The organism is Enterobacter sp. CC120223-11 (assembly GCF_900215375.1).
Lineage (GTDB): Bacteria > Pseudomonadota > Gammaproteobacteria > Enterobacterales > Enterobacteriaceae > Scandinavium.
This window is the reverse complement of record NZ_OBEF01000009.1, coordinates 169,302-188,760: the sequence shown is the minus strand read 5'-3', so window position 1 is coordinate 188,760 and position 19,459 is coordinate 169,302. Positions and strand designations below refer to the sequence as shown.

General features: G+C 55.1%; 17 protein-coding genes and 2 rRNA genes. 11 read left to right on the top strand and 8 right to left on the bottom strand.

What is annotated here, in order from left to right:
* The 3 genes from CRO87_RS12800 to CRO87_RS12790 all read left to right on the top strand — a co-directional run.
* Positions 1 to 93 (top strand): 23S ribosomal RNA (locus CRO87_RS12800); the annotation flags it as partial.
* A 106-nt stretch (positions 94 to 199) separates the two neighbouring features.
* Positions 200 to 315, top strand: a 5S ribosomal RNA gene (gene rrf, locus CRO87_RS12795).
* Positions 316 to 737: 422 nt separating this feature from the next.
* On the top strand, positions 738 to 2,036 hold the full coding sequence (locus CRO87_RS12790; protein ID WP_097163324.1) for an MFS family transporter: 1,299 nt from the start codon (positions 738 to 740) through the stop codon (positions 2,034 to 2,036).
* 2 nt (positions 2,037 to 2,038) lie between these two features.
* Here the strand turns inward: CRO87_RS12790 and CRO87_RS12785 are convergent, their stop codons facing one another.
* The 5 genes from CRO87_RS12785 to trxC all read right to left on the bottom strand — a co-directional run bounded on the left by CRO87_RS12785 (position 2,039) and on the right by trxC (position 7,762).
* On the bottom strand, positions 2,039 to 2,362 hold the full coding sequence (locus CRO87_RS12785) for a YfiM family lipoprotein (protein ID WP_097163323.1): 324 nt from the start codon (positions 2,360 to 2,362) through the stop codon (positions 2,039 to 2,041).
* 42 nt (positions 2,363 to 2,404) lie between these two features.
* Complete coding sequence (gene pssA, locus CRO87_RS12780) at positions 2,405 to 3,760, bottom strand: CDP-diacylglycerol--serine O-phosphatidyltransferase (protein ID WP_097163322.1); 1,356 nt, start codon at positions 3,758 to 3,760, stop codon at positions 2,405 to 2,407.
* Between the two features lie 114 nt (positions 3,761 to 3,874).
* Positions 3,875 to 6,532, bottom strand: coding sequence for a protein lysine acetyltransferase (gene pat, locus CRO87_RS12775; protein WP_097163321.1), 2,658 nt, complete (start codon positions 6,530 to 6,532; stop codon positions 3,875 to 3,877).
* Between the two features lie 35 nt (positions 6,533 to 6,567).
* On the bottom strand, positions 6,568 to 7,266 hold the full coding sequence (gene tapT / locus CRO87_RS12770; RefSeq protein WP_097163320.1) for a tRNA-uridine aminocarboxypropyltransferase: 699 nt from the start codon (positions 7,264 to 7,266) through the stop codon (positions 6,568 to 6,570).
* Positions 7,267 to 7,336: 70 nt separating this feature from the next.
* Complete coding sequence (trxC, locus tag CRO87_RS12765) at positions 7,337 to 7,762, bottom strand: thioredoxin TrxC (RefSeq protein ID WP_097163319.1); 426 nt, start codon at positions 7,760 to 7,762, stop codon at positions 7,337 to 7,339.
* 208 nt (positions 7,763 to 7,970) lie between these two features.
* Between trxC and CRO87_RS12755 the strand changes: the two genes are divergently transcribed.
* A complete protein-coding gene (locus CRO87_RS12755) occupies positions 7,971 to 9,062 on the top strand; it encodes a tRNA/rRNA methyltransferase (RefSeq protein WP_097163317.1) in 1,092 nt (363 codons plus the stop codon).
* Between the two features lie 50 nt (positions 9,063 to 9,112).
* Here CRO87_RS12755 and ung read toward each other — a convergent pair whose 3' ends face one another.
* A complete protein-coding gene (gene ung, locus CRO87_RS12750) occupies positions 9,113 to 9,802 on the bottom strand; it encodes a uracil-DNA glycosylase (RefSeq protein ID WP_097163316.1) in 690 nt (229 codons plus the stop codon).
* A gap of 306 nt (positions 9,803 to 10,108) precedes the next feature.
* Between ung and grcA the strand changes: the two genes are divergently transcribed.
* A complete protein-coding gene (gene grcA / locus CRO87_RS12745; RefSeq protein ID WP_097163315.1) occupies positions 10,109 to 10,492 on the top strand; it encodes an autonomous glycyl radical cofactor GrcA in 384 nt (127 codons plus the stop codon).
* Between the two features lie 50 nt (positions 10,493 to 10,542).
* Here the strand turns inward: grcA and srmB are convergent, their stop codons facing one another.
* A complete protein-coding gene (gene srmB / locus CRO87_RS12740) occupies positions 10,543 to 11,877 on the bottom strand; it encodes an ATP-dependent RNA helicase SrmB (protein WP_097163314.1) in 1,335 nt (444 codons plus the stop codon).
* Between the two features lie 132 nt (positions 11,878 to 12,009).
* On the opposite strand from srmB, the gene CRO87_RS12735 reads away from it, so the two are divergent.
* Positions 12,010 to 12,747, top strand: a complete 738-nt coding sequence (locus CRO87_RS12735; protein ID WP_097163313.1) for a tRNA1(Val) (adenine(37)-N6)-methyltransferase — start codon at positions 12,010 to 12,012, stop codon at positions 12,745 to 12,747.
* Here CRO87_RS12735 and nadB read toward each other — a convergent pair.
* A complete protein-coding gene (gene nadB / locus CRO87_RS12730; RefSeq protein ID WP_097163312.1) occupies positions 12,732 to 14,351 on the bottom strand; it encodes an L-aspartate oxidase in 1,620 nt (539 codons plus the stop codon). The two genes, CRO87_RS12735 and nadB, sit on opposite strands and share 16 nt — an antisense overlap.
* Before the next feature lie 424 nt (positions 14,352 to 14,775).
* On the opposite strand from nadB, the gene rpoE reads away from it, so the two are divergent.
* The 5 genes from rpoE to lepA all read left to right on the top strand — a co-directional run bounded on the left by rpoE (position 14,776) and on the right by lepA (position 19,450).
* Complete coding sequence (gene rpoE, locus CRO87_RS12725) at positions 14,776 to 15,351, top strand: RNA polymerase sigma factor RpoE (RefSeq protein ID WP_097163311.1); 576 nt, start codon at positions 14,776 to 14,778, stop codon at positions 15,349 to 15,351.
* A 31-nt stretch (positions 15,352 to 15,382) separates the two neighbouring features.
* Positions 15,383 to 16,036: an anti-sigma-E factor RseA gene (rseA, locus tag CRO87_RS12720; protein WP_097163310.1), complete on the top strand. Its 654-nt coding sequence runs from the start codon at positions 15,383 to 15,385 to the stop codon at positions 16,034 to 16,036.
* Positions 16,036 to 16,989, top strand: coding sequence for a sigma-E factor regulatory protein RseB (gene rseB / locus CRO87_RS12715; RefSeq protein ID WP_097163309.1), 954 nt, complete (start codon positions 16,036 to 16,038; stop codon positions 16,987 to 16,989). The genes rseA and rseB overlap by 1 nt, the downstream gene beginning before the upstream one ends.
* Positions 16,986 to 17,465 (top strand): SoxR-reducing system protein RseC, encoded by a 480-nt coding sequence (gene rseC, locus CRO87_RS12710; protein WP_097163308.1) that lies wholly within the window; start codon positions 16,986 to 16,988, stop codon positions 17,463 to 17,465. Before rseB ends, rseC begins: the two co-directional genes overlap by 4 nt.
* A gap of 185 nt (positions 17,466 to 17,650) precedes the next feature.
* Positions 17,651 to 19,450, top strand: a complete 1,800-nt coding sequence (gene lepA / locus CRO87_RS12705; RefSeq protein ID WP_097163307.1) for a translation elongation factor 4 — start codon at positions 17,651 to 17,653, stop codon at positions 19,448 to 19,450.
* The last annotated feature ends 9 nt before the right edge of the window (positions 19,451 to 19,459 follow it).

Genomic DNA, 19,459 nt, shown 5'->3' with positions numbered 1-19,459 from the left:
GAACGTTGAAGACTACGACGTTGATAGGTCGGGTGTGTAAGTGTAGCGATACATTGAGCTAACCGATACTAATGAACCGTGAGGCTTAACCTTACAACGCCGAAGCTGTTTTGGCGTGAGAGACAGACACATTTTCAGCTTGATAACAGATTAATCGATGTGCACAGAGTAAGACGTGCATGTTGATAAACAGAATTTGCCTGGCGGCAACAGCGCGGTGGTCCCACCTGACCCCATGCCGAACTCAGAAGTGAAACGCCGTAGCGCCGATGGTAGTGTGGGGTCTCCCCATGCGAGAGTAGGGAACTGCCAGGCATCAAATAAAGCGAAAGGCTCAGTCGAAAGACTGGGCCTTTTGTCTTATCTGTTGTCTGTCGGTGAGTACTCTCCGGAGTAGGACAAATCCGTCGGGAACGGATTTGCACAGCACGACGGTTCTAACGGGCAGGAAGCCCGGCATACAACTGCCAGGCATCAAACAGACAAGAAAATCTCATGCGAAAGCATGGGGTTTTTTTGCGTTTGTTATCCTGTTAAAAGCGATTCATTCTCCTCAGATCCCTCTTCATCCACGCCTAATCTTATTCGGATTACTAATCCTGCTAACTGATTTTGTGATTAAGATCTCAAAGTTGGTGATAACAATTAAGTAACATTTCGTTCACTAATTGTTCTGTCTCAACGGTGTGATTCAGTCCACTAAAGGCAGCTCAAATCTATGCCGGAGAATTATTACAATGACAGAAAATACCCTTTCTTCCCGCGAGCCGCTGGCAGGGAGTGATACCCGTCGTCGTGTGTGGGCTATCGTGGGGGCCTCATCCGGGAATCTGGTTGAATGGTTTGATTTTTACGTCTACTCATTCTGCTCACTCTATTTTGCCCATATTTTCTTCCCCACAGGTAATACGACCACGCAGCTGCTGCAAACTGCAGGCGTGTTTGCAGCTGGATTTTTAATGCGTCCGATTGGCGGATGGCTGTTTGGCCGCATTGCCGATCGCCATGGACGCAAAAAATCCATGCTGATCTCAGTATGTATGATGTGTTTCGGTTCGCTGGTTATTGCCTGCCTGCCGGGTTACGCGGTTATTGGCACCTGGGCTCCGGCACTGCTCTTACTGGCCCGCCTGTTTCAGGGGCTGTCAGTTGGAGGTGAGTACGGCACCAGTGCGACTTACATGAGTGAGGTGGCAATAGAAGGGCGTAAAGGCTTCTTCGCCTCCTTCCAGTACGTGACGCTAATCGGCGGGCAGCTCCTGGCGTTGCTTGTGGTAGTGCTCCTTCAGCAAATCCTCAGCAGCGAAGACTTACACGCCTGGGGATGGCGCATTCCCTTTGCGCTCGGTGCTGTTCTGGCCCTGGTCGCACTTTGGCTGAGGCGCCAGCTGGATGAAACCTCACAAAAAGAAACACGTACACTCAAAGAGGCGGGATCGTTTAAAGGCCTGTGGCGCAATCGCAAAGCCTTTGTGATGGTACTTGGCTTTACTGCGGGCGGATCGCTGGTCTTTTATACCTTCACGACCTATATGCAAAAGTACCTGGTCAATACGACGGGCATGAGTGCCAGCGTTGCCAGCATTGTGATGACGGCAGCACTGTTCGTTTATATGATCGTTCAGCCGCTGTTTGGCGCACTTTCCGACAGGATTGGCCGCCGTACGTCGATGCTTTGCTTCGGTGGCCTGGCGACGCTATTTACCGTGCCTATCCTCACGGCGCTCCAGCATGTGCATTCACCTTATGCAGCTTTTGGTCTGGTAATGTGTGCACTGTTGATCGCGAGTTTCTACACGTCGATCAGTGGAATTCTGAAGGCTGAAATGTTCCCTGCGCAGGTGCGCGCATTAGGGGTAGGATTGTCCTACGCAGTAGCGAATGCGCTCTTTGGCGGCTCGGCTGAATATGTGGCGCTGTCCCTGAAGTCAGTCGGTTTTGAAAGCGCGTTCTTCTGGTACGTGACCGTGCTGAGCGCTATCGCATTTCTGGTGTCGTTGATGCTGCACAGCAAAGGGAAAGGGTTACGCCTGTAAATTTACTGATGCGCCAGTTGCCAGACTGCGTAGCCGGTAGTGGCTCCGGCGATATCCCAGGTGAAGTCTTTCCAGCTCCAGCCGCTTCCTGAGGGGCGGCTGTCCCAGAGTTCTTTCCCGGCGCCGATGCTGATTGAGAACATCAGGCCGTAGGCTGCGCTGCGATCCTGGCTGACTCCCTGATGCTGTGCGTATTCGTTACCTGCAGCGGAGAGGAGGGCGGAGGCGATAAAATGCTGGGCCTTATCCTGCCCGCTCCAGGCGTCATTTGCCATGTGGCTACAGCCGAAAAGTGAGAGTGAAGAGAGCAAAACCAAAGCCCGCATAGCTTCTCCAAAAAAAAAGCCCCGACAATGCGAGGCCTTGGATCACAGAATACGGCTGATAAGCCTGTCGATACGAATTCGACGCAGACGACGAATCAGTTTACGCACTTTTACCGGGTAGTCGGCGATGCTTTGCAGGTCGCGATAGTGCTTCACCACGGTGGTATGAGTACGAATCAGCGCCAGTTCCTTTTCCCTTGCTTCGGCCAGCTGCTGTTTTGGATCATGAATGAGAATCGCATTCTCCAGATCCAGGCGCCAGGCGCGAGGGTTCAGATTGTTGCCGGTCAACAGCATCCATTCGTCATCCACCCACATGCCTTTCAGGTGATAGCTGTTGTCCTCATCTTTCCACAGGCGCACCACCAGTTGATCGGTGTTGACGTAATACTGCAGGCGGCTGAGGAAGCGACGAAGGTTAATTTCATACAGATAGGGCAGCGCGCCGATAATTTTGAAGGGCTGATCTTCCGGAATATAGAAGTCGTTCGCCGTTTTATCCCCGACGATAATCTCAACCTTTTTCCCCTGACGCAGCAGATGGATAATGTTACGCACCAGCACGGCAGGCAGGTTGAAGTATGGCGTACAGATAGTCAGCTTCTCTTCAGCGCAGGGCATCAGATGGAAAATCGTCTTATTGAGCATGCTCGATTTTCCGAGCCCGACCAGCGGCGTCACTGACAGCTGATCGTTGTCTGCATCGCCCTGGAAATGGTAACCGGTGTCACGCAGTTCCTGACGATACAGGCGAATATCATTCTTAATTTCAGGGCTTTTCGGGCGCTCACTGCTGTCGAGACGGTTCACGCCACGGCCTTCGACGAGATTCTGGTCGGCCCAGGCAAACATGATATCCGCCATCTTCGCGTTAGTGATGGCCTGATAGCGGTCATAGCGGTATTTATCATGCTGATGCAGGTACACATCGTTCAGGCTGGCGCCGCTGTAGAGCACGCAGTCATCAATGATAAAACCTTTGAAATGGAGGACGCCGAGGGCTTCACGGGTATTGACCGGTACACCGTAAACGGGCACGTTCACGCCAGGGTTTTCCTGAGCCATGCGGCAATACCAGTCGGCATTGGTGTTTGAAGCGGCGGCACCGATACGGCCACGCTGGGCGCGATGCCAGTCAACGAGGATGCGAACATCGAGCTCAGGTCGTTGGCGTTTTGCATCGTAAATCGCCTGCAGAATGGCTTTGCCGCCGTCATCCTGTTCCAGGTAAAGCGCGATGATGCAGATACGGCGCGTGGCGCTGGCAATTTTCGCCAGCAGCGCCTGACGGAAATCCGCAGGGGCGTAAAAGAACTCGACATCATCAACTGGCTGAGAAAGCTTAGGTAGTTGAGCAAGGTGTTGTTGATGCTTGTTGCGCTTAAATTTTGACAACATCACAGTGCGATTCTTCTCTGATTAATCAAGGGTCCTCTGTACCATGCAGACGACAGAAGGGAGCAATAATACCACCAGTGCCCGCGAAAGTGGTCAACATTTCCAGCAGCTTAGTCACGAAGAGGGTGAGGATAGTCTCAATGTTAATCCTGCGATACCGTCTTCGAGTTGGATATCGACGTCAAAACCCAGCTTTCGGGCCAGGGCAATCATTCCCTGATTGTGCGGCATGGTGATACCGTTTAACTGGGTGAGCCCATGCCCGCGAGTGTAATCGATAAGCTTTTCCAGCAGCCGACGTCCGAGACCCAGCCCTTTTAAATCTGAACGTACCAGCACGGCAAATTCGGCATCAACATTGTCCGGATCGGAAATAGCACGCGTCACGCCAAAGATCTCGGTGCCGTTCTTCGTGGTATGCACGGCGACAAAAGCCATCTCACGATCGTAGTCGATCTGCGTCATGTTGGCTAAATCTTCATGGGTAAATTCATTGATTTCACTGAAGTAGCGGTAGTAGAGATCTTCTTTCGTCACCCGGGCAATAAACTGCTGCAACAGCGGCTCATCCTCCGGCAGAATGGGGCGGAACAGGCAGCGCTCGCCATTTTTCATCACCACCCACTCTTCAAACTGCTGTGGATAGGGGCGCACGGCCAGACGGCTTTCGCTGTCGCCGCTGAACGGTGCTATCTCAAGCGTGACGTCCAGGGCGGTAAACTCATCGCCCGAGGCGAGCAGAGGATGTATATCCAGCCGCTGGATCTCCGGGCAATCGACTATCAGGGTCGACACCTGCACCAGCATCTGGCTGAGGCCGGCGATATCAAGCGGGCGTAGCGCGCTCCTGCCGCGTATTTTTTTGCTCTTAATGGCCTGAATGACCAGATAGCGGGCCAGATTCATATTCAGCGGCGGCAGCGCCACGGCGGCCTGATCTTCCGCGCGCCACTCCACGCCGCCTTCACCCAGCATGATCAGCGGACCAAACAGCGGATCGTGTTCGACAACCACGCGCAATTCCTGTGCGCCTGCACGATTGGCCATGCTTTGTACCAGAAGTCCGTGGATCCTTGCCTGCGGCCAGGTCATTTTGACGCGATCGAGAATGGCATCGGCGGCCTGCTGCACTTCTGTGGCGGTGCGTAAATAGAGCATCACGCCCTGAACTTCTGATTTATGGGGAATGTCCGGCGAGCGCAGTTTCAGCGCCACCGGGTAACCAATCTGTTCGGCGATATGGACGGCTTCCGCGCTGTCGGCGGCGATCCACGTCGGCAGCGTTTGCAGACCATAGGCTTTGAGGATCGGCTGAACTTCGTGCGTATCCAGTGATGTTGCGCCGTCGGCAATCGCCTGCTGTAACAGCTCATGAGCTTCAGCCGTATTCGCCGTCAAATCGTCTGGCAGCACGGGCGTCTCACGCAGCTGCTTCTGATTACGGCGGTACTCAACCATATGCATAAATGCGGTGATGGTACCTTCCGGCGTGCGGTAGGTAGGAATACCTGCATCGCTGAACAGTCGTCGCGCCTCCTGGGAAGAGTATTCCCCACACCAGTTAGTTAAAACGGTGACGTATTTTCCACGAGCGTGATGGTTGAGGGTTTCAATCAATGCCTGAGCGCTTTCGGTGCCGGGCGCGGCAGCACTTGGGGAGTGAATCACCAGCAGGGCGTCATAGTCCTGACTGTCGAGCAAAATACTCAGCGCTTTTTGATAGTGTGCACTGCTGGCGTCATCGCGCAGATCGAGCGGGTTAGCCGCGCTCACGCTGGTGGGAAGCGCAACCTGGAGCGCTGAGAGTGTTTCATCGCTCAGCGTAGCCAGCTTGCCATTGCGAAGCCAGAGCTCATCCAGTGCCAGAGCCGCCGGGGCCGCACCGTTACTGACTATCATCAGACGCTCACCACGCAGTGGACGCATATGGCTCAGGGTTTCCACGGCGGAGAAAAGTTCGTGCGTGTCCTGGACTCGCAGCAGGCCCGCACGCTGAATGGCGGCATCCCAGGCGGGATCCATGCCGGAATTGACGTGCAGAAGGCGCTGGGCCGCCGGGCTGCGGCCGCTTTTAATCACCAAAATAGGTTTATTACGCGAAGCACTACGGGCCGCGGAAACGAAGCGCCGTGCATCGCTGAGATGTTCCAGATAGAGCAGAATGGCGCTGGTTTTTGTGTCGCGGGCAAGGAAATCGAGCAGGTCGTCAACGTCGATATCCAGGCTGTCGCCGAGCGCAATAAAGTACGAAAAGCCCATTTCGCGCTGCTGAGCCCAGTCAAGGATCGTGTTGGATACCGCTGCTGACTGAGAAATAAAGGCCAGCTTGCCGCGACGAATGGGCACAGGAGAGAAACTGGCGTTCAGCCCCTGCCAGGGCGCAAGCAGGCCGAGGCTGTTCGGGCCAAGTAAACGCATCTGATAGCGGGCGGCGCAGGCTTTTAAATCACTGAATTGTTCCGGCGGGGCGGAAAGAATAATGCAGGTTTTACAGCCTTTCTTACCAAGAGTTTCCAGTAACTCCAGATTGCGTCTGGCGTTGGTGCAGATAACGGCGAGATCGGGCTTAAACGGCAGACTTTCAATATCGGGCCAGGCCAGCACGCCCAGCACCGCTTTCCAGGTGGGGGTTACCGGCAACACCGGGCCGCTGAATCCACCCGCCAGCAGGTTGCGCATCATCAGATAGCCCGCCCGCTGGGGCTTCATCGACGCGCCAATGACGGCTATCGATTTTGGTCTCAGTAACGCTTCCAGTCCCCGTTGGCTCATCGCACTCTCTCCCGGACAATCGTTGCTGAATGATTTTAAACGCTTTCTGTCTCCGGCACTGTGATGTTTCCCTTATGCTGCGTTTTTCCTGCCAGATAACGGGTGCGGAAGCGCTGAAAATGTTCGCCGAGCGCGTGGGCGGCTTCGGTATCGCGAGCCAAATCCAGCAGGGCAATCGCCACCTCAGCCGTGCAGTATTGTCCTTCGGCGTGAACTTCGCGCAAACGGTAGGCCGATACGCGTGATAAATCGACGGAAATCACCGGCAGCGAATCAAGATAAGGGCTCTTACGGAACATCTTGCGGGCTTCCGTCCATGTACCGTCGAGCATGATAAACAGCGGCGGTTTACCGGAAGGCGGCGCGCTGATCACTTCTCTTTCGGTCCCCGCATAAGAGGCGGGGAAAACCACCATTGGCTGATAATCCGGATTGCGAACGAGATCCAATAATGCCTGCGGGGGCTCGGTTCGTGACCACTGAAAGGCTTCTGTGTCGGGCAGAATATCGGCAATCAGACGCCCCGTATTGCTGGGCTTCATCGGCTCAGTATCAAACATCACCAGGCAAAAACGGCTATGCGCTACGGAAGGCGTCAAGGTTTCACACAGGCACTGTTTGAGCGGCAGCAGGCAACGCTGACAGCGGCGGATACGGTTGCCACGGGCAAGAAACGGGCGAGTGGCGCGAGCGAGGCGTTCAGCGCGCAGACGAAGTACGGCGTTATCAGTCATCGGAAGGCTATGCAGGAAAAACGCTATTGTCGCAGAGGGGAAAGGGGGGCACAAGACGTGCCCCGGCAATTCAGGCCTGAGTGGCTTCGTTCAGCCAGCTGTCGAACGGGGCTTTTGGCACCGCGCCGTTCAGCATGTCGATCACTTCGCCTTTGTGGAAAATCATAATGGTCGGAATGCTGCGAATGCGAAAACGAGCGCTCAGTTCGCGTTCCGCTTCGGTATTCACTTTCACAAAGCGCATTTTACCGCTGCGTTCTTCTGCGACATCTTCAAAGATGGGCGCAAAATTGCGGCAAGGCCCGCACCAGGGCGCCCAGAAGTCGACCACGACCGGCAGATCGTCTTTCAGTAATTTATCCAGCGTGGCGTCGGTTGCGTTGATCACATCGCCGTCAAACAGCTCATGGCCGCAGCGGCCACACTTTGCTGCATCGTTAAGACGATCGTCGGGGATACGGTTAAGCGCCTGGCAACTGGCACAAACGGTATTCATAGCTAACCTCTGGGTAATCGGGTTCAGGAAATAGCCTTTATGGCCGAGATGTTTCTGTAATGTTGCATATTATCGATGAGACTGTTTTAAAGGACAATGTGGTTTATTCGATGAATACAATAGTCACGGTCTTTAGTACGAAATCATGGCGAAGCCTGGCCACATCGGGTAATCTTCGCGCTTCGCGCAGCGCAGGTGGAGAATTAAGATGAACGACGAACTGAAAAACAAAAGCGGCAAGGTCAAAGTGATGTATGTCCGCAGTGATGATGACTCGGATAAACGCACGGCAAACCCGCGCACCGGTAAAGGTGGAGGCCGCAGCGGCCCGTCCCGTACCGAAGGTGGTCGTCGTCCTGCGCGCGACAATCGCGACGGAAAATCGCGTGATGATAAACCGCGCGGCGATCGTTTCCGCGATCGTGATAACGCGTCCCGCGACAGTCAGCCGCGTGAAAATTCACCGTGGCGCACCATTTCACGTGCGCCTGGCGAAGAAGCAGCCGAGAAACCCGATCACGGCGGGATCAGCGGCAAGAGCTTTGTCGATCCTGAAGTGATCCGTCGTCAGCGTGCGGAAGAGACCCGCGTTTACGGCGAAAATGCCTGTCAGGCACTGTTCCAGAGCCGTCCAGACTGCATCGTCCGCGCCTGGTTTATCCAGAGCGTCACGCCTCGCTTCAAAGAAGCCCTGCGCTGGATGGCGGCAAACCGCAAAGCCTATCACGTGGTTGATGAAGCGGAGCTGGCAAAAGCGTCCGGCACCGAGCACCATGGCGGCGTCTGCTTCCTGATCAAAAAACGCAACGGCACCAGCGTACAGCAGTGGGTCAGCGAAGCCGCTGAAGACGATTGCGTACTGGCGCTGGAAGACGTGGGTAACCCGCACAACCTCGGCGCAATCATGCGTAGCTGCGCCCATTTCGGCGTGAAAGGCGTTGTTGTTCAGGATGCGGCCGTGCTGGAATCCGGCGCAGCAATCCGTACCGCAGAAGGTGGGGCAGAGCACGTGCAGCCGATCACCGGCGACAGCTTCATCGACGCCCTGGCTCAGTTCCGCAAAGCGGGATACGCAATTGTGACCACTTCAAGTCACGAAGGCACGCCGGTATTCAAAGCGACCCTGCCAAAGAAAATGGTGCTGGTGTTAGGTCAGGAGCGCGACGGCCTGTCTGATGCTGCTCTTGATGCAGCGGACCTCCGCGTTGCGATCAGCGGAACGGGCAATGTAGAAAGCCTGAACGTCTCCGTGGCAACCGGTGTGCTGCTGGCCGAATGGTGGCGTCAGAACAAAGCCTGATGCTTTTGCATCGGTAAAATGAAAATGCCAGCGCGATGCTGGCATTTTTTTTACTCGCTTTCAGCCGGAAGCACCGGCATCCAGTCAATAGGCGGTTCACCGCGCTGCGCCAGCCACTCATTGGCCTGCACGAAGTGGTTTGAGCCAAAGAAGCCGCGGTGGGCGGAGAGCGGTGAAGGATGCGGCGCTTTCAGCACGTGATGGCGCTGGCGGTCAATGATGGCCCCCTTTTTCTGCGCATGCGATCCCCAGAGTAAAAACACCACGCCCTCGCAGTGTTCATTGATAAGGCTAATGACCTTATCGGTGAACGTTTCCCAGCCCAGGCTTGCATGCGAATGCGCCTGACCCGCGCGTACCGTCAGCACGGTATTGAGCAGCAAAACGCCCTGATGTGCCCAGCTCTCCAGATAACCGTGCTTCGGGCGGATAAAGCCCGGAATGGTGCCTTCCAGCTCTTTATACATATTCAGCAGCGAAGGCGGAATGCCCACGCCCGGGAGAACGGAAAAGGCCAGGCCGTGCGCCTGTCCGGGGCCGTGATAGGGATCCTGGCCGAGGATCACCACCTTCACGTCGCTCAGCTCCGTATAGCGAAAGGCGTTAAACACATCTTTCTGTGGCGGATAAATCATCGTTCCGGCCTGGCGCTCTTCGGCTACCGTCGCCAGCGTATTGATGAAATAGGGTTGTTCTTTCTCACTGGCCAGCACGTCATGCCAGGTTAAGGGCGTCGTCATCTCGCTCTCCTGCGAATAGTTTGGCGTTAGCTTAACGGCTTCTCTTCAGAGCGCAAAATTTTGTGCCGAAAGGCGGCAGGTCCGGATGAAAAACGATCGGCATACTGGATTTTTATGCAGCTTGAAAATTGATGTAAAACAACAAAATTCATAAGTGGACTCAGTACGCCTACCAATTCTATTGATTTAAATCAATGATTGCGGGGTGTCAGACTGATATATATACACTCAAGCAACAATGGTTTTACCAATTGGCCAGCGTCTGGCCAGCGCAAAACGAATATACGATCCTAAGAGAGGCATCAAATGATTACAGGTATCCAGATTACTAAAGCTGCTAATGACGATCTGCTGAACTCTTTCTGGCTGCTCGACAGCGAGAAAGGTGAAGCGCGCTGCCTGGTCGCTAAAGGCGGTTTCACTGAAGATCAGGTTGTCGCGGTGAACAAACTGGGCGAAATCGAATACCGTGAAATCCCGGTAGACGTACAGCCAGAAGTCCGCGTGGAAGGCGGTCAGCACCTGAACGTGAACGTGCTGCGTCGTGAAACGCTGATGGATGCGGTTGAGCACCCGGAAAAATACCCACAGCTGACCATCCGTGTTTCCGGCTATGCGGTTCGCTTCAACTCTCTGACCCCGGAACAGCAGCGCGACGTTATCGCTCGTACTTTCACTGAAAGTCTGTAATTTCTCAGGGGTGGGAAATAAAAAAGCCGGAGAATTCTCCGGCTTTTTTTTTACTCTTCAGTTGTCTTCTTTTCGGTTACAGCAGCCGCGCTAGGCTTACGGCGCTTACCGATGTTTTTCGCATCGCGATGGCGTACCTTCACGCGCGGTTTTTCCTGTTCCGCTTTTTTCTTCTGGTCGCGTTTCGCCTGCACTTTCTTAGACGGCTTGCCTTTCAGCTTCATGCTTGGCGCTCGCGTCGTTGGGCGCAGTTCATCGATCACACGTGCCTTGAGAGGCTCTTCGACATAGCGACCGATTTTCTCCAGCAGCAGGTAGTCGTGCGCTTCGACCAGGGAAATTGCGGTGCCTTTATTGCCCGCACGACCGGTACGACCGATACGGTGCAGGTAGGTATCACCGCTCAGAGGCATGTCGAAGTTGAAGACGTGACTGACATCCGGAATATCAATCCCGCGTGCGGCAACGTCGGTGGCTACCAGCACGTTAACGCGGCCGTCGGTCAGGCGCTTAATGGCTTCGTTACGCTTGATTTGTACCATCTCGCCTTCGAGATAGCAGTTGTTGATGCCTTTCTCGCGCAGCCAGCCTGCCAGCTCATGCACTCGCTCACGCTTACGCACAAACACGATAGATCGGGTGGCGTCATCCTGCTGCAGCAGGTTGATCAGCAGCGCTGTTTTGTGTTCGATATCGTCCGCGCGGTAGTACCACTGGTGGATTTTTTTACGCTCACGAGTGGACGGCGTGGCTGACACTTCGACAGGATCTTCCAGCAGACGCTCAGCAAAGTCCTTAATCGCATCGCCTTCCAGCGTGGCGGAGAACAGCATCGTCTGCTTGCGCCAGCGGGTTTCCCCGGCGATGGTTTCGATGTCCTGGGCGAAGCCCATGTCCAGCATGCGGTCCGCTTCATCAAGGATCAGCGTTTCCACGGCGCGGCAGTCGAAGTTCTCTTCCTTGATGTATTGCAGCAGGCGGCCTGTGGTCGCCACTACGATATCCTGGTTTTCGCTGAACACTTCGGCGTGGTTCATGTACGCCACGCCACCGGTGATGGTCGCGATGTCCAGATGGGTATTTTTCGCAAGCTCGCGGGCATGATCCGCCACCTGCATCGCCAGTTCGCGAGTTGGGGTCAGAATAAGAATGCGCGGCGGGCCAGATTTTTTACGCGGGAAGTCAATCAGGTGCTGCAACGCGGGCAGCAGATATGCCGCCGTTTTACCGGTGCCTGTCGGCGCAGAACCGAGGACATCACGGCCTTCGAGCGCAGGCGGAATGGCTGCCTCCTGAATGGCGGTCGGGCGTGTGAAGCCTTTCTCCTGGAGCGCGTCCAGCAGGCTATCGTCGAGTTCTAGCTCGGAAAAAGTCGTTACAGTCATGATCTACCTCTGTGTTGGCCGCTGATTATAGACGGAATGACCGCAATCTTCATCTGTTTGTATGGCTATCTGTTCTCGGGTATTGTGCACATCCCGAGGTTGAGGGGATTTTTCTTACAAAGGTTGTTGATGATGAGTCAGTCTGCATCCGTGTTTCGTCGCAACGGATTTACATTTAAGCAATTTTTCGTGGCCCACGATCGCTGCGCAATGAAAGTCGGAACGGACGGGATCCTGTTGGGCGCCTGGGCACCGATCGCGCGGGTTAAGCGAATCCTGGATATCGGCTCCGGCAGCGGGCTTCTGGCATTGATGCTGGCGCAGCGCACGGAAAGCTCAGTGATGATTGATGCCGTGGAGCTGGACGCTGAGGCTGCGTCCCAGGCGGCGGAGAACGTTGAGGAATCGCCGTGGAGCAGCCGCATTCATATCCATGCCGCAGATATTCAGCAGTGGCTGAGCGAAGAAAATAGCCGTTACGATTTGATTATCAGCAACCCACCTTATTACGAGCAGGGTGTCGAGTGCGGCACGCCACAGCGTGAGCAGGCGCGTTACACGACGTCTCTTGATCATCAGACCCTGCTGAACTGTGCGGCCAACGCGATTACGGAAGACGGCTTTTTCTGCGTGGTGCTGCCGGAGAATATTGGCAACACCTTCACCGAACAGGCGCTGTCGATGGGCTGGCATCTGCGACTGCGCACCGACGTGGCTGAAACCGATTTGCGTCCACCGCATCGGGTGCTGCTGGCCTTTTCCCCACGAGCGGGTGAGTGCTTCAGCGACAGGCTGACGATCCGCGGGCCAGAGCAGCAGTATTCCGAAGGCTACACTGCGCTGACCCAGGCCTTCTATTTATTTATGTGAACCCGCGGGGAGAGAATTGACGGCTCCGGATTTTCCTTCAGCTCGGGATAATCCAGCGTGTAGTGCAGGCCGCGGCTCTCTTTGCGCATCATCGCGCAGCGAACAATCAGTTCAGCAACCTGAACAAGGTTACGCAATTCAAGCAGATTGTTGGACACGCGAAAGCGGGAGTAATATTCGTCCAGCTCCTGCTGAAGGAGCGTTATGCGGCGTAGTGCGCGCTCAAGGCGCTTTGTAGTGCGCACAATTCCGACGTAGTCCCACATAAAAAGCCGCAGTTCATGCCAGTTGTGCTGAATCACGACCAGTTCATCAGGGTTTTCGACCCGGCTTTCATCCCACGCGGGAAGCGCGTTTACCTCCCGGGCATACGGCATACGCTTTTTAATGTCTTCCGCCGCCGACCAGCCATACACCAGGCACTCCAGCAATGAATTCGACGCCATACGGTTCGCGCCGTGCAGACCGGTGTAGCTGACTTCACCAATGGCGTACAGTCCGTCAACATCGGTGCGCCCGAAATCATCGACCATCACGCCGCCGCAGGTATAGTGCGCGGCCGGAACGATGGGTACCGGTTCTTTGGTGAGATCGATACCCAGGCCCAGCAGCTTTTCGTGGATCATCGGGAAGTGCTGTCGGACAAATTCTTCTGGCTTATGGCTGATATCGAGGTACATGCAGTCCACGCCCAGGCGTTTCATTTCATGATCGATAGCGCGGGCGACGATATCTCTTGGGGCAAGTTCTGCCCGCTCGTCGAAGTCGGGCATGAAGCGTGAACCGTCCGGGCGTTTGAGCAGCGCGCCTTCGCCGCGCAGGGCTTCCGTCAGCAGGAAATTACGCGCCTGCGGATGGTAAAGTGCGGTCGGATGAAACTGATTGAATTCCAGGTTGGCAACCCGGCAGCCCGCGCGCCAGGCCATCGCAATGCCGTCGCCAGAGGAAATATCCGGGTTGGTGGTGTACTGATAAACCTTCGAAGCGCCGCCGGTGGCCAGTACGACGGATTTAGCTGCACAGGTTTCGACGGTTTCTTCGTTGCGGTTCCAGATCCACGCCCCGATAACCCGACGCGTGCCCGGCAGGCCGATTTTGTCCGAAACGATCAAATCCACGGCGTTGCTGCGCTCAAGGACGCGAATATTGGGATGACTTAACGCTTTTCCGACAAGCGTTGTTTCGACTTCTTTTCCCGTCGCGTCCGCAGCATGGAGAATGCGTCGATGACTGTGTCCGCCTTCGCGCGTCAGGTGATAGCTGGCTTCGCCGTTGGCCTGCACTTCGGTATCAAACAGCACGCCCTGATCGATAAGCCACTGCACGCAGGAGCGGGCATTGCTGGCGACAAACGACACCGCATGGCGGTCGCATAATCCTGCCCCTGCAACGAGCGTATCCTCCACGTGGGATTCAATGCTGTCCGTTTCGTCAAACACGGCGGCAATCCCGCCCTGGGCATAGAGCGTTGAGCCTTCGCTAATCGGGCCTTTGCTCAGCACAATCACCGAGCTGTGTTCTGCAAGGCGTAACGCAAGGGATAAACCAGCAGCGCCGCTGCCGACAATGAGCACATCACAGGAAAGGTCGGGTGTCGTTTTCATGATTGTGTTTAATTTACTAAACAATGTTCAGCGAATGTAGCACTGCGATGGGCGTTTTAGCACGTTATTTTTTATCCTGGTTGTAATGGCTAAACAGAGGGGCCGGAGAGGGGCGTTTGTCAATCAACGAAAATTTTTGCGAAGGCGGCCGTTAGTCTCAGATTTTAGGATGAAAAAAACGTTTCGTTACGGTACTCTGCAGGTTGATTTCAGACGTTTGTTACGCGCCTGACACTTCATTTAGCGGCGGTAGACTTATAATGAGTGATAATGAACTGTCTATACGCGATCGATAAAAAGCTAAGGTGTAACGGAACTTTACGATAATAGCCCGCTCTAAGCTGTTGCTTGCTCATAGTGCAGTGTGTATGGAGTGGCGTTCTGATTACGCATGGGAATAAGGTTTGAGGAGACATTACCTCGGATGAGCGAGCAGTTAACGGATCAGGTCCTTGTCGAGCGGGTCCAGAAGGGAGATCAGAAGGCCTTCAATTTGCTGGTGGTACGCTATCAGCATAAAGTGGCGAGCCTGGTTTCCCGTTACGTACCGTCCGGCGATGTGCCTGACGTTGTACAAGAGTCTTTTATAAAGGCCTATCGTGCGCTGGATTCTTTCCGGGGAGATAGTGCTTTCTATACCTGGCTGTACCGTATCGCCGTGAACACGGCAAAAAATTACCTGGTTGCTCAGGGGCGACGCCCGCCGGCGAGTGATGTTGATGCAATCGAAGCAGAAAATTACGAAAGTGGCGGTGCGCTGAAAGAAATTTCGAACCCTGAGAACTTAATGTTGTCAGAAGAACTGAGACAAATAGTGTTCCGTACTATTGAGTCGCTCCCGGAAGATTTACGCATGGCAATCACGTTACGGGAGTTGGATGGTCTGAGCTATGAAGAGATAGCCGCTATCATGGATTGTCCGGTGGGTACGGTACGCTCGCGCATTTTCCGTGCGCGAGAAGCTATTGATAATAAAGTTCAACCGCTTATCAGGCGTTGACGATAGCGGAATACTGGAAAAGGTATTAGGCATGCAGAAAGAAAAACTTTCCGCTTTGATGGATGGTGAAACGCTGGATTCGGCGCTGCTCAACGAGTTGAGTCGTTCCACTGAAATGCAAAAAACCTGGGAGAGCTACCATCTCATTCGCGATACCATGCGCGGAGAGACGGCGCAGACTCTCAATTTTGATATTTCAGCCCGCGTGATGGCCGCCATTGAGAATGAACCTGTTCGCCAGGCGACGCCGCTCATCCCTGAAGCCCAACCCGCACCGCACCAGTGGCAGAATATGCCGTTCTGGAAGAAAGTTCGCCCATGGGCAAGCTCTCTGACACAAATGGGCGTGGCTGCGTGCGTTTCTCTCGCGGTGATCGTTGGGGTTCAGCACTACAATGGTCAATCTGATGCGTCTCAGCAGCCTGAAACGCCAGTGTTTAACACGCTGCCGATGATGGGTAAAGCCAGCCCGGTTAGCCTGGGTGTTCCGGCGGATGCCAACGCCACGGCTTCTGGCCAGCAACAACAGGTCCAGGAGCAGCGTCGTCGTATCAATGCGATGCTGCAGGACTACGAATTGCAACGCCGTCTGCACTCAGAGCAGCTTCAGTTTGAACAGGCACAGACTCAGCAAGCGGCTGTTCAGGTGCCAGGTTATCAAACGTTAGGAACGCAACAGCAGTAATGAAGCAACTTTGGTGTGCCATGTCACTTGTGGCTGGTAGCCTGTTCTTCTCCGCCAACGCCTCGGCTGATGTTTCGTCCGGGGCGTTGTTGCAGCAGATGAATCTGGCCAGCCAGTCTCTCAATTATGAGCTGTCGTTCGTCAGCATTAACAAGCAGGGCGTGGAATCGCTACGCTATCGTCATGCACGTCTGAACAATCAGGCCCTGGCGCAGCTGCTGCAGATGGATGGCCCGCGTCGTGAAGTGGTCCAGCGCGGGAATGAAATCAGCTACTTCGAGCCCGGCCTCGATCCCTTTACCCTGAACGGCGATTACATCGTCGATTCACTGCCTTCGCTGGTATATACCGACTTTAAGCGCCTCGCACCCTACTATGATTTTATCTCTGTAGGCCGCACCCGTATTGCCGACAGGCTTTGCGAGGTTATTCGCGTTGTCGCCCGCGACGGCACCCGCTACAGCTATATTGTCTGGCTGGACTCAGAAACGAAGCTGCCGATGCGCGTCGATCTGCTGGACAGGGACGGCGAAACGCTGGAGCAGTTCCGCGTCGTGGCGTTTAACGTTAGTCAGCAGGTAAGCAGCAACATGCAAACGCTGGCGACGGCCAGTCTGCCGCCGCTGCTGTCCGTGCCTACCGGAGACAAAGCCAATTTCAACTGGCAGCCGGGCTGGCTGCCGCAAGGTTTTGCTGAAGTGGCAGGCAGCCGCCGCTCTTTGCCAACCATAGAGACCCCTGTCGAATCTCGCCTCTATTCCGATGGTCTGTTCAGCTTCTCGGTGAATGTTAACCGCGCTGCTGCTAACAGCAGCGAGCAGGTGCTGAGAACCGGGCGTCGAACCGTCAGTACATCCGTGCGTGATAACGCCGAAATTACCATTGTCGGCGAACTGCCGCCGCAAACGGCAAAACGCGTGGCGGACAGCATTAAGTTTAAGGCGGCAAAATGATCAAAGAGTGGGCCACGGTCGTATCGTGGCACGAGGGTCTCGCCCTGGTCAGCTGCGACGTAAAATCATCCTGTAGCAGTTGCTCGTCACGGGCGGGTTGTGGCAGCCGGGTGCTGAATAAGCTCGGGCCGCAGACGGAGCACACCATCAGCGTGCCAAGTTCGCAGCCTCTGGCCGTCGGGCAGAAAGTGGAGTTGGGCATCAGCGAAGGCAGTTTGCTGACCTCAGCCGTGCTGGTTTATATGACGCCATTACTGGGTTTGTTTGTCATGGCGGCGCTATTCCAGCTGCTGTTCAGCAGCGATCTGGCCGCGTTTGCTGGCGGCATTCTCGGCGGCGTGGGCGGTTTCCTGGTCGCCCGCGGACTCTCCCCAAAGCTCGCCTCCCGCGAAGCCTGGCAACCGGTTATTCTCAGCGTTGGCCTCCCGCCGGATCTGCTGCGGGTTGAGACTTCCCCTTCTGAACTGAGCCAGTAATTACGCTGGCTTTTATCTTTATTTACATCTCCAACAGGATCTCCTTCCTGCTAACCGCTAAGCTTGCCGGAAGAGCATTTCCTGGCGACGGAGATGTAGTGTAGAATGCGGCGTTTTCGAACGATCAATCGTCCGGCGCAGACCCGCGGCTTCCAGGAATTCGTAAGGCATAATTAACTCTAACTATGAAGAATATACGTAACTTTTCGATCATCGCTCACATCGACCACGGTAAATCCACCTTGTCCGACCGTATCATTCAGATTTGCGGTGGTCTTTCCGATCGTGAAATGGCGGCGCAGGTTCTCGATTCTATGGATCTGGAGCGCGAACGCGGCATCACCATCAAAGCGCAGAGCGTGACCCTGGATTACAAAGCGTCTGACGGCGAAACCTATCAGCTTAACTTTATCGACACCCCGGGCCACGTCGACTTCTCCTATGAAGTATCCCGTTCTCTGGCCGCCTGCGAAGGCGCGCTGCTGGTGGTGGACGCCGGGCAGGGCGTAGAAGCGCAGACCCTGGCGAACTGCTACACCGCCATGGAAATGGACCTGGAAGTGGTTCCGGTTCTGAACAAAATCGACCTGCCAGCCGCCGATCCTGAGCGCGTGGCGGAAGAGATTGAAGACATCGTCGGCATTGATGCCACGGATGCCGTGCGCTGCTCGGCGAAAACCGGCGTAGGCGTTCCCGACGTGTTAGAGCGTCTGGTCCGCGAGATCCCGGCGCCGGAAGGTGACCCTGATGCACCGCTGCAGGCGCTGATTATTGACTCCTGGTTTGATAACTATCTGGGTGTTGTGTCGCTGATCCGCGTGAAAAACGGCACTCTGCGCAAGGGCGATAAAGTTAAAGTGATGAGCACCGGGCAGGTCTACAACGCCGACCGTCTGGGGATCTTCACGCCGAAACAGGTTGATCGCACCGAGCTGAAGTGCGGCGAGGTAGGCTGGCTGGTTTGCGCCATCAAAGACATCCTCGGCGCGCCGGTGGGCGATACCCTGACCCTTTCCCGTAACCCGGCAGATAAAGCGCTGCCAGGCTTCAAAAAGGTTAAACCTCAGGTCTATGCGGGCCTGTTCCCGGTCAGCTCTGACGACTATGAAAACTTCCGTGATGCGCTCGGCAAGCTGAGCCTGAACGATGCTTCCCTGTTCTATGAGCCAGAAAGCTCAACGGCGCTGGGCTTCGGCTTCCGCTGTGGCTTCCTCGGCCTGCTGCACATGGAAATCATCCAGGAACGCCTTGAGCGTGAATACGATCTGGATCTCATCACCACGGCCCCGACGGTGGTGTACGAGGTCGAGACGACCAATAAAGAAGTGATCTACGTCGACAGCCCGTCCAAGCTGCCGCCGCTGAACAACATCTCTGAGCTGCGCGAGCCTATCGCCGAGTGTCACATGCTGCTGCCGCAGGAGTTCCTCGGCAACGTCATCACGCTGTGTATTGAGAAGCGTGGCGTGCAGACCAACATGGTTTACCACGGTAATCAGGTTGCGTTGACCTATGAAATCCCAATGGCGGAAGTAGTGCTCGACTTCTTCGACCGTCTGAAGTCCACCTCCCGCGGCTACGCGTCGCTGGATTACAACTTCAAGCGTTTCCAGGCTTCGAACATGGTGCGCGTGGATGTTCTCATCAACGGCGATCGTGTTGATGCCCTGGCGCTGATCACCCACAACGACAACGCGCCTTATCGCGGTCGTGAGCTGGTGGAGAAGATGAAAGAGCTGATCCCGCGTCAGCAGTTTGATATCGCGATTCAGGCGGCAATCGGCAACCACATCATTGCCCGTTCCACCGTGAAACAGCTGCGTAAAAACGTTCTGGCGAAATGCTACGGCGGTGACGTCAGCCGTAAGAAAAAGCTGCTGCAAAAACAGAAAGACGGTAAAAAACGCATGAAGCAGGTGGGCAACGTTGAGCTGCCGCAGGAAGCTTTCCTCGCCATTCTGCATGTCGGTAAAGACGGTAAATAACCAATAAGG

Excerpts from the sequence above, each read along its gene's own strand:
- CRO87_RS12790 (WP_097163324.1), top strand. The coding sequence starts at position 738 with ATGACAGAAAATACCCTTTCTTCCCGCGAGCCGCTGGCAGGGAGTGAT.
- CRO87_RS12785 (WP_097163323.1), bottom strand. The coding sequence starts at position 2,362 with ATGCGGGCTTTGGTTTTGCTCTCTTCACTCTCACTTTTCGGCTGTAGC.
- pssA (WP_097163322.1), bottom strand. The coding sequence starts at position 3,760 with ATGTTGTCAAAATTTAAGCGCAACAAGCATCAACAACACCTTGCTCAA.
- pat (WP_097163321.1), bottom strand. The coding sequence starts at position 6,532 with ATGAGCCAACGGGGACTGGAAGCGTTACTGAGACCAAAATCGATAGCC.
- tapT (WP_097163320.1), bottom strand. The coding sequence starts at position 7,266 with ATGACTGATAACGCCGTACTTCGTCTGCGCGCTGAACGCCTCGCTCGC.
- trxC (WP_097163319.1), bottom strand. The coding sequence starts at position 7,762 with ATGAATACCGTTTGTGCCAGTTGCCAGGCGCTTAACCGTATCCCCGAC.
- CRO87_RS12755 (WP_097163317.1), top strand. The coding sequence starts at position 7,971 with ATGAACGACGAACTGAAAAACAAAAGCGGCAAGGTCAAAGTGATGTAT.
- ung (WP_097163316.1), bottom strand. The coding sequence starts at position 9,802 with ATGACGACGCCCTTAACCTGGCATGACGTGCTGGCCAGTGAGAAAGAA.
- grcA (WP_097163315.1), top strand. The coding sequence starts at position 10,109 with ATGATTACAGGTATCCAGATTACTAAAGCTGCTAATGACGATCTGCTG.
- srmB (WP_097163314.1), bottom strand. The coding sequence starts at position 11,877 with ATGACTGTAACGACTTTTTCCGAGCTAGAACTCGACGATAGCCTGCTG.
- CRO87_RS12735 (WP_097163313.1), top strand. The coding sequence starts at position 12,010 with ATGAGTCAGTCTGCATCCGTGTTTCGTCGCAACGGATTTACATTTAAG.
- nadB (WP_097163312.1), bottom strand. The coding sequence starts at position 14,351 with ATGAAAACGACACCCGACCTTTCCTGTGATGTGCTCATTGTCGGCAGC.
- rpoE (WP_097163311.1), top strand. The coding sequence starts at position 14,776 with ATGAGCGAGCAGTTAACGGATCAGGTCCTTGTCGAGCGGGTCCAGAAG.
- rseA (WP_097163310.1), top strand. The coding sequence starts at position 15,383 with ATGCAGAAAGAAAAACTTTCCGCTTTGATGGATGGTGAAACGCTGGAT.
- rseB (WP_097163309.1), top strand. The coding sequence starts at position 16,036 with ATGAAGCAACTTTGGTGTGCCATGTCACTTGTGGCTGGTAGCCTGTTC.
- rseC (WP_097163308.1), top strand. The coding sequence starts at position 16,986 with ATGATCAAAGAGTGGGCCACGGTCGTATCGTGGCACGAGGGTCTCGCC.
- lepA (WP_097163307.1), top strand. The coding sequence starts at position 17,651 with ATGAAGAATATACGTAACTTTTCGATCATCGCTCACATCGACCACGGT.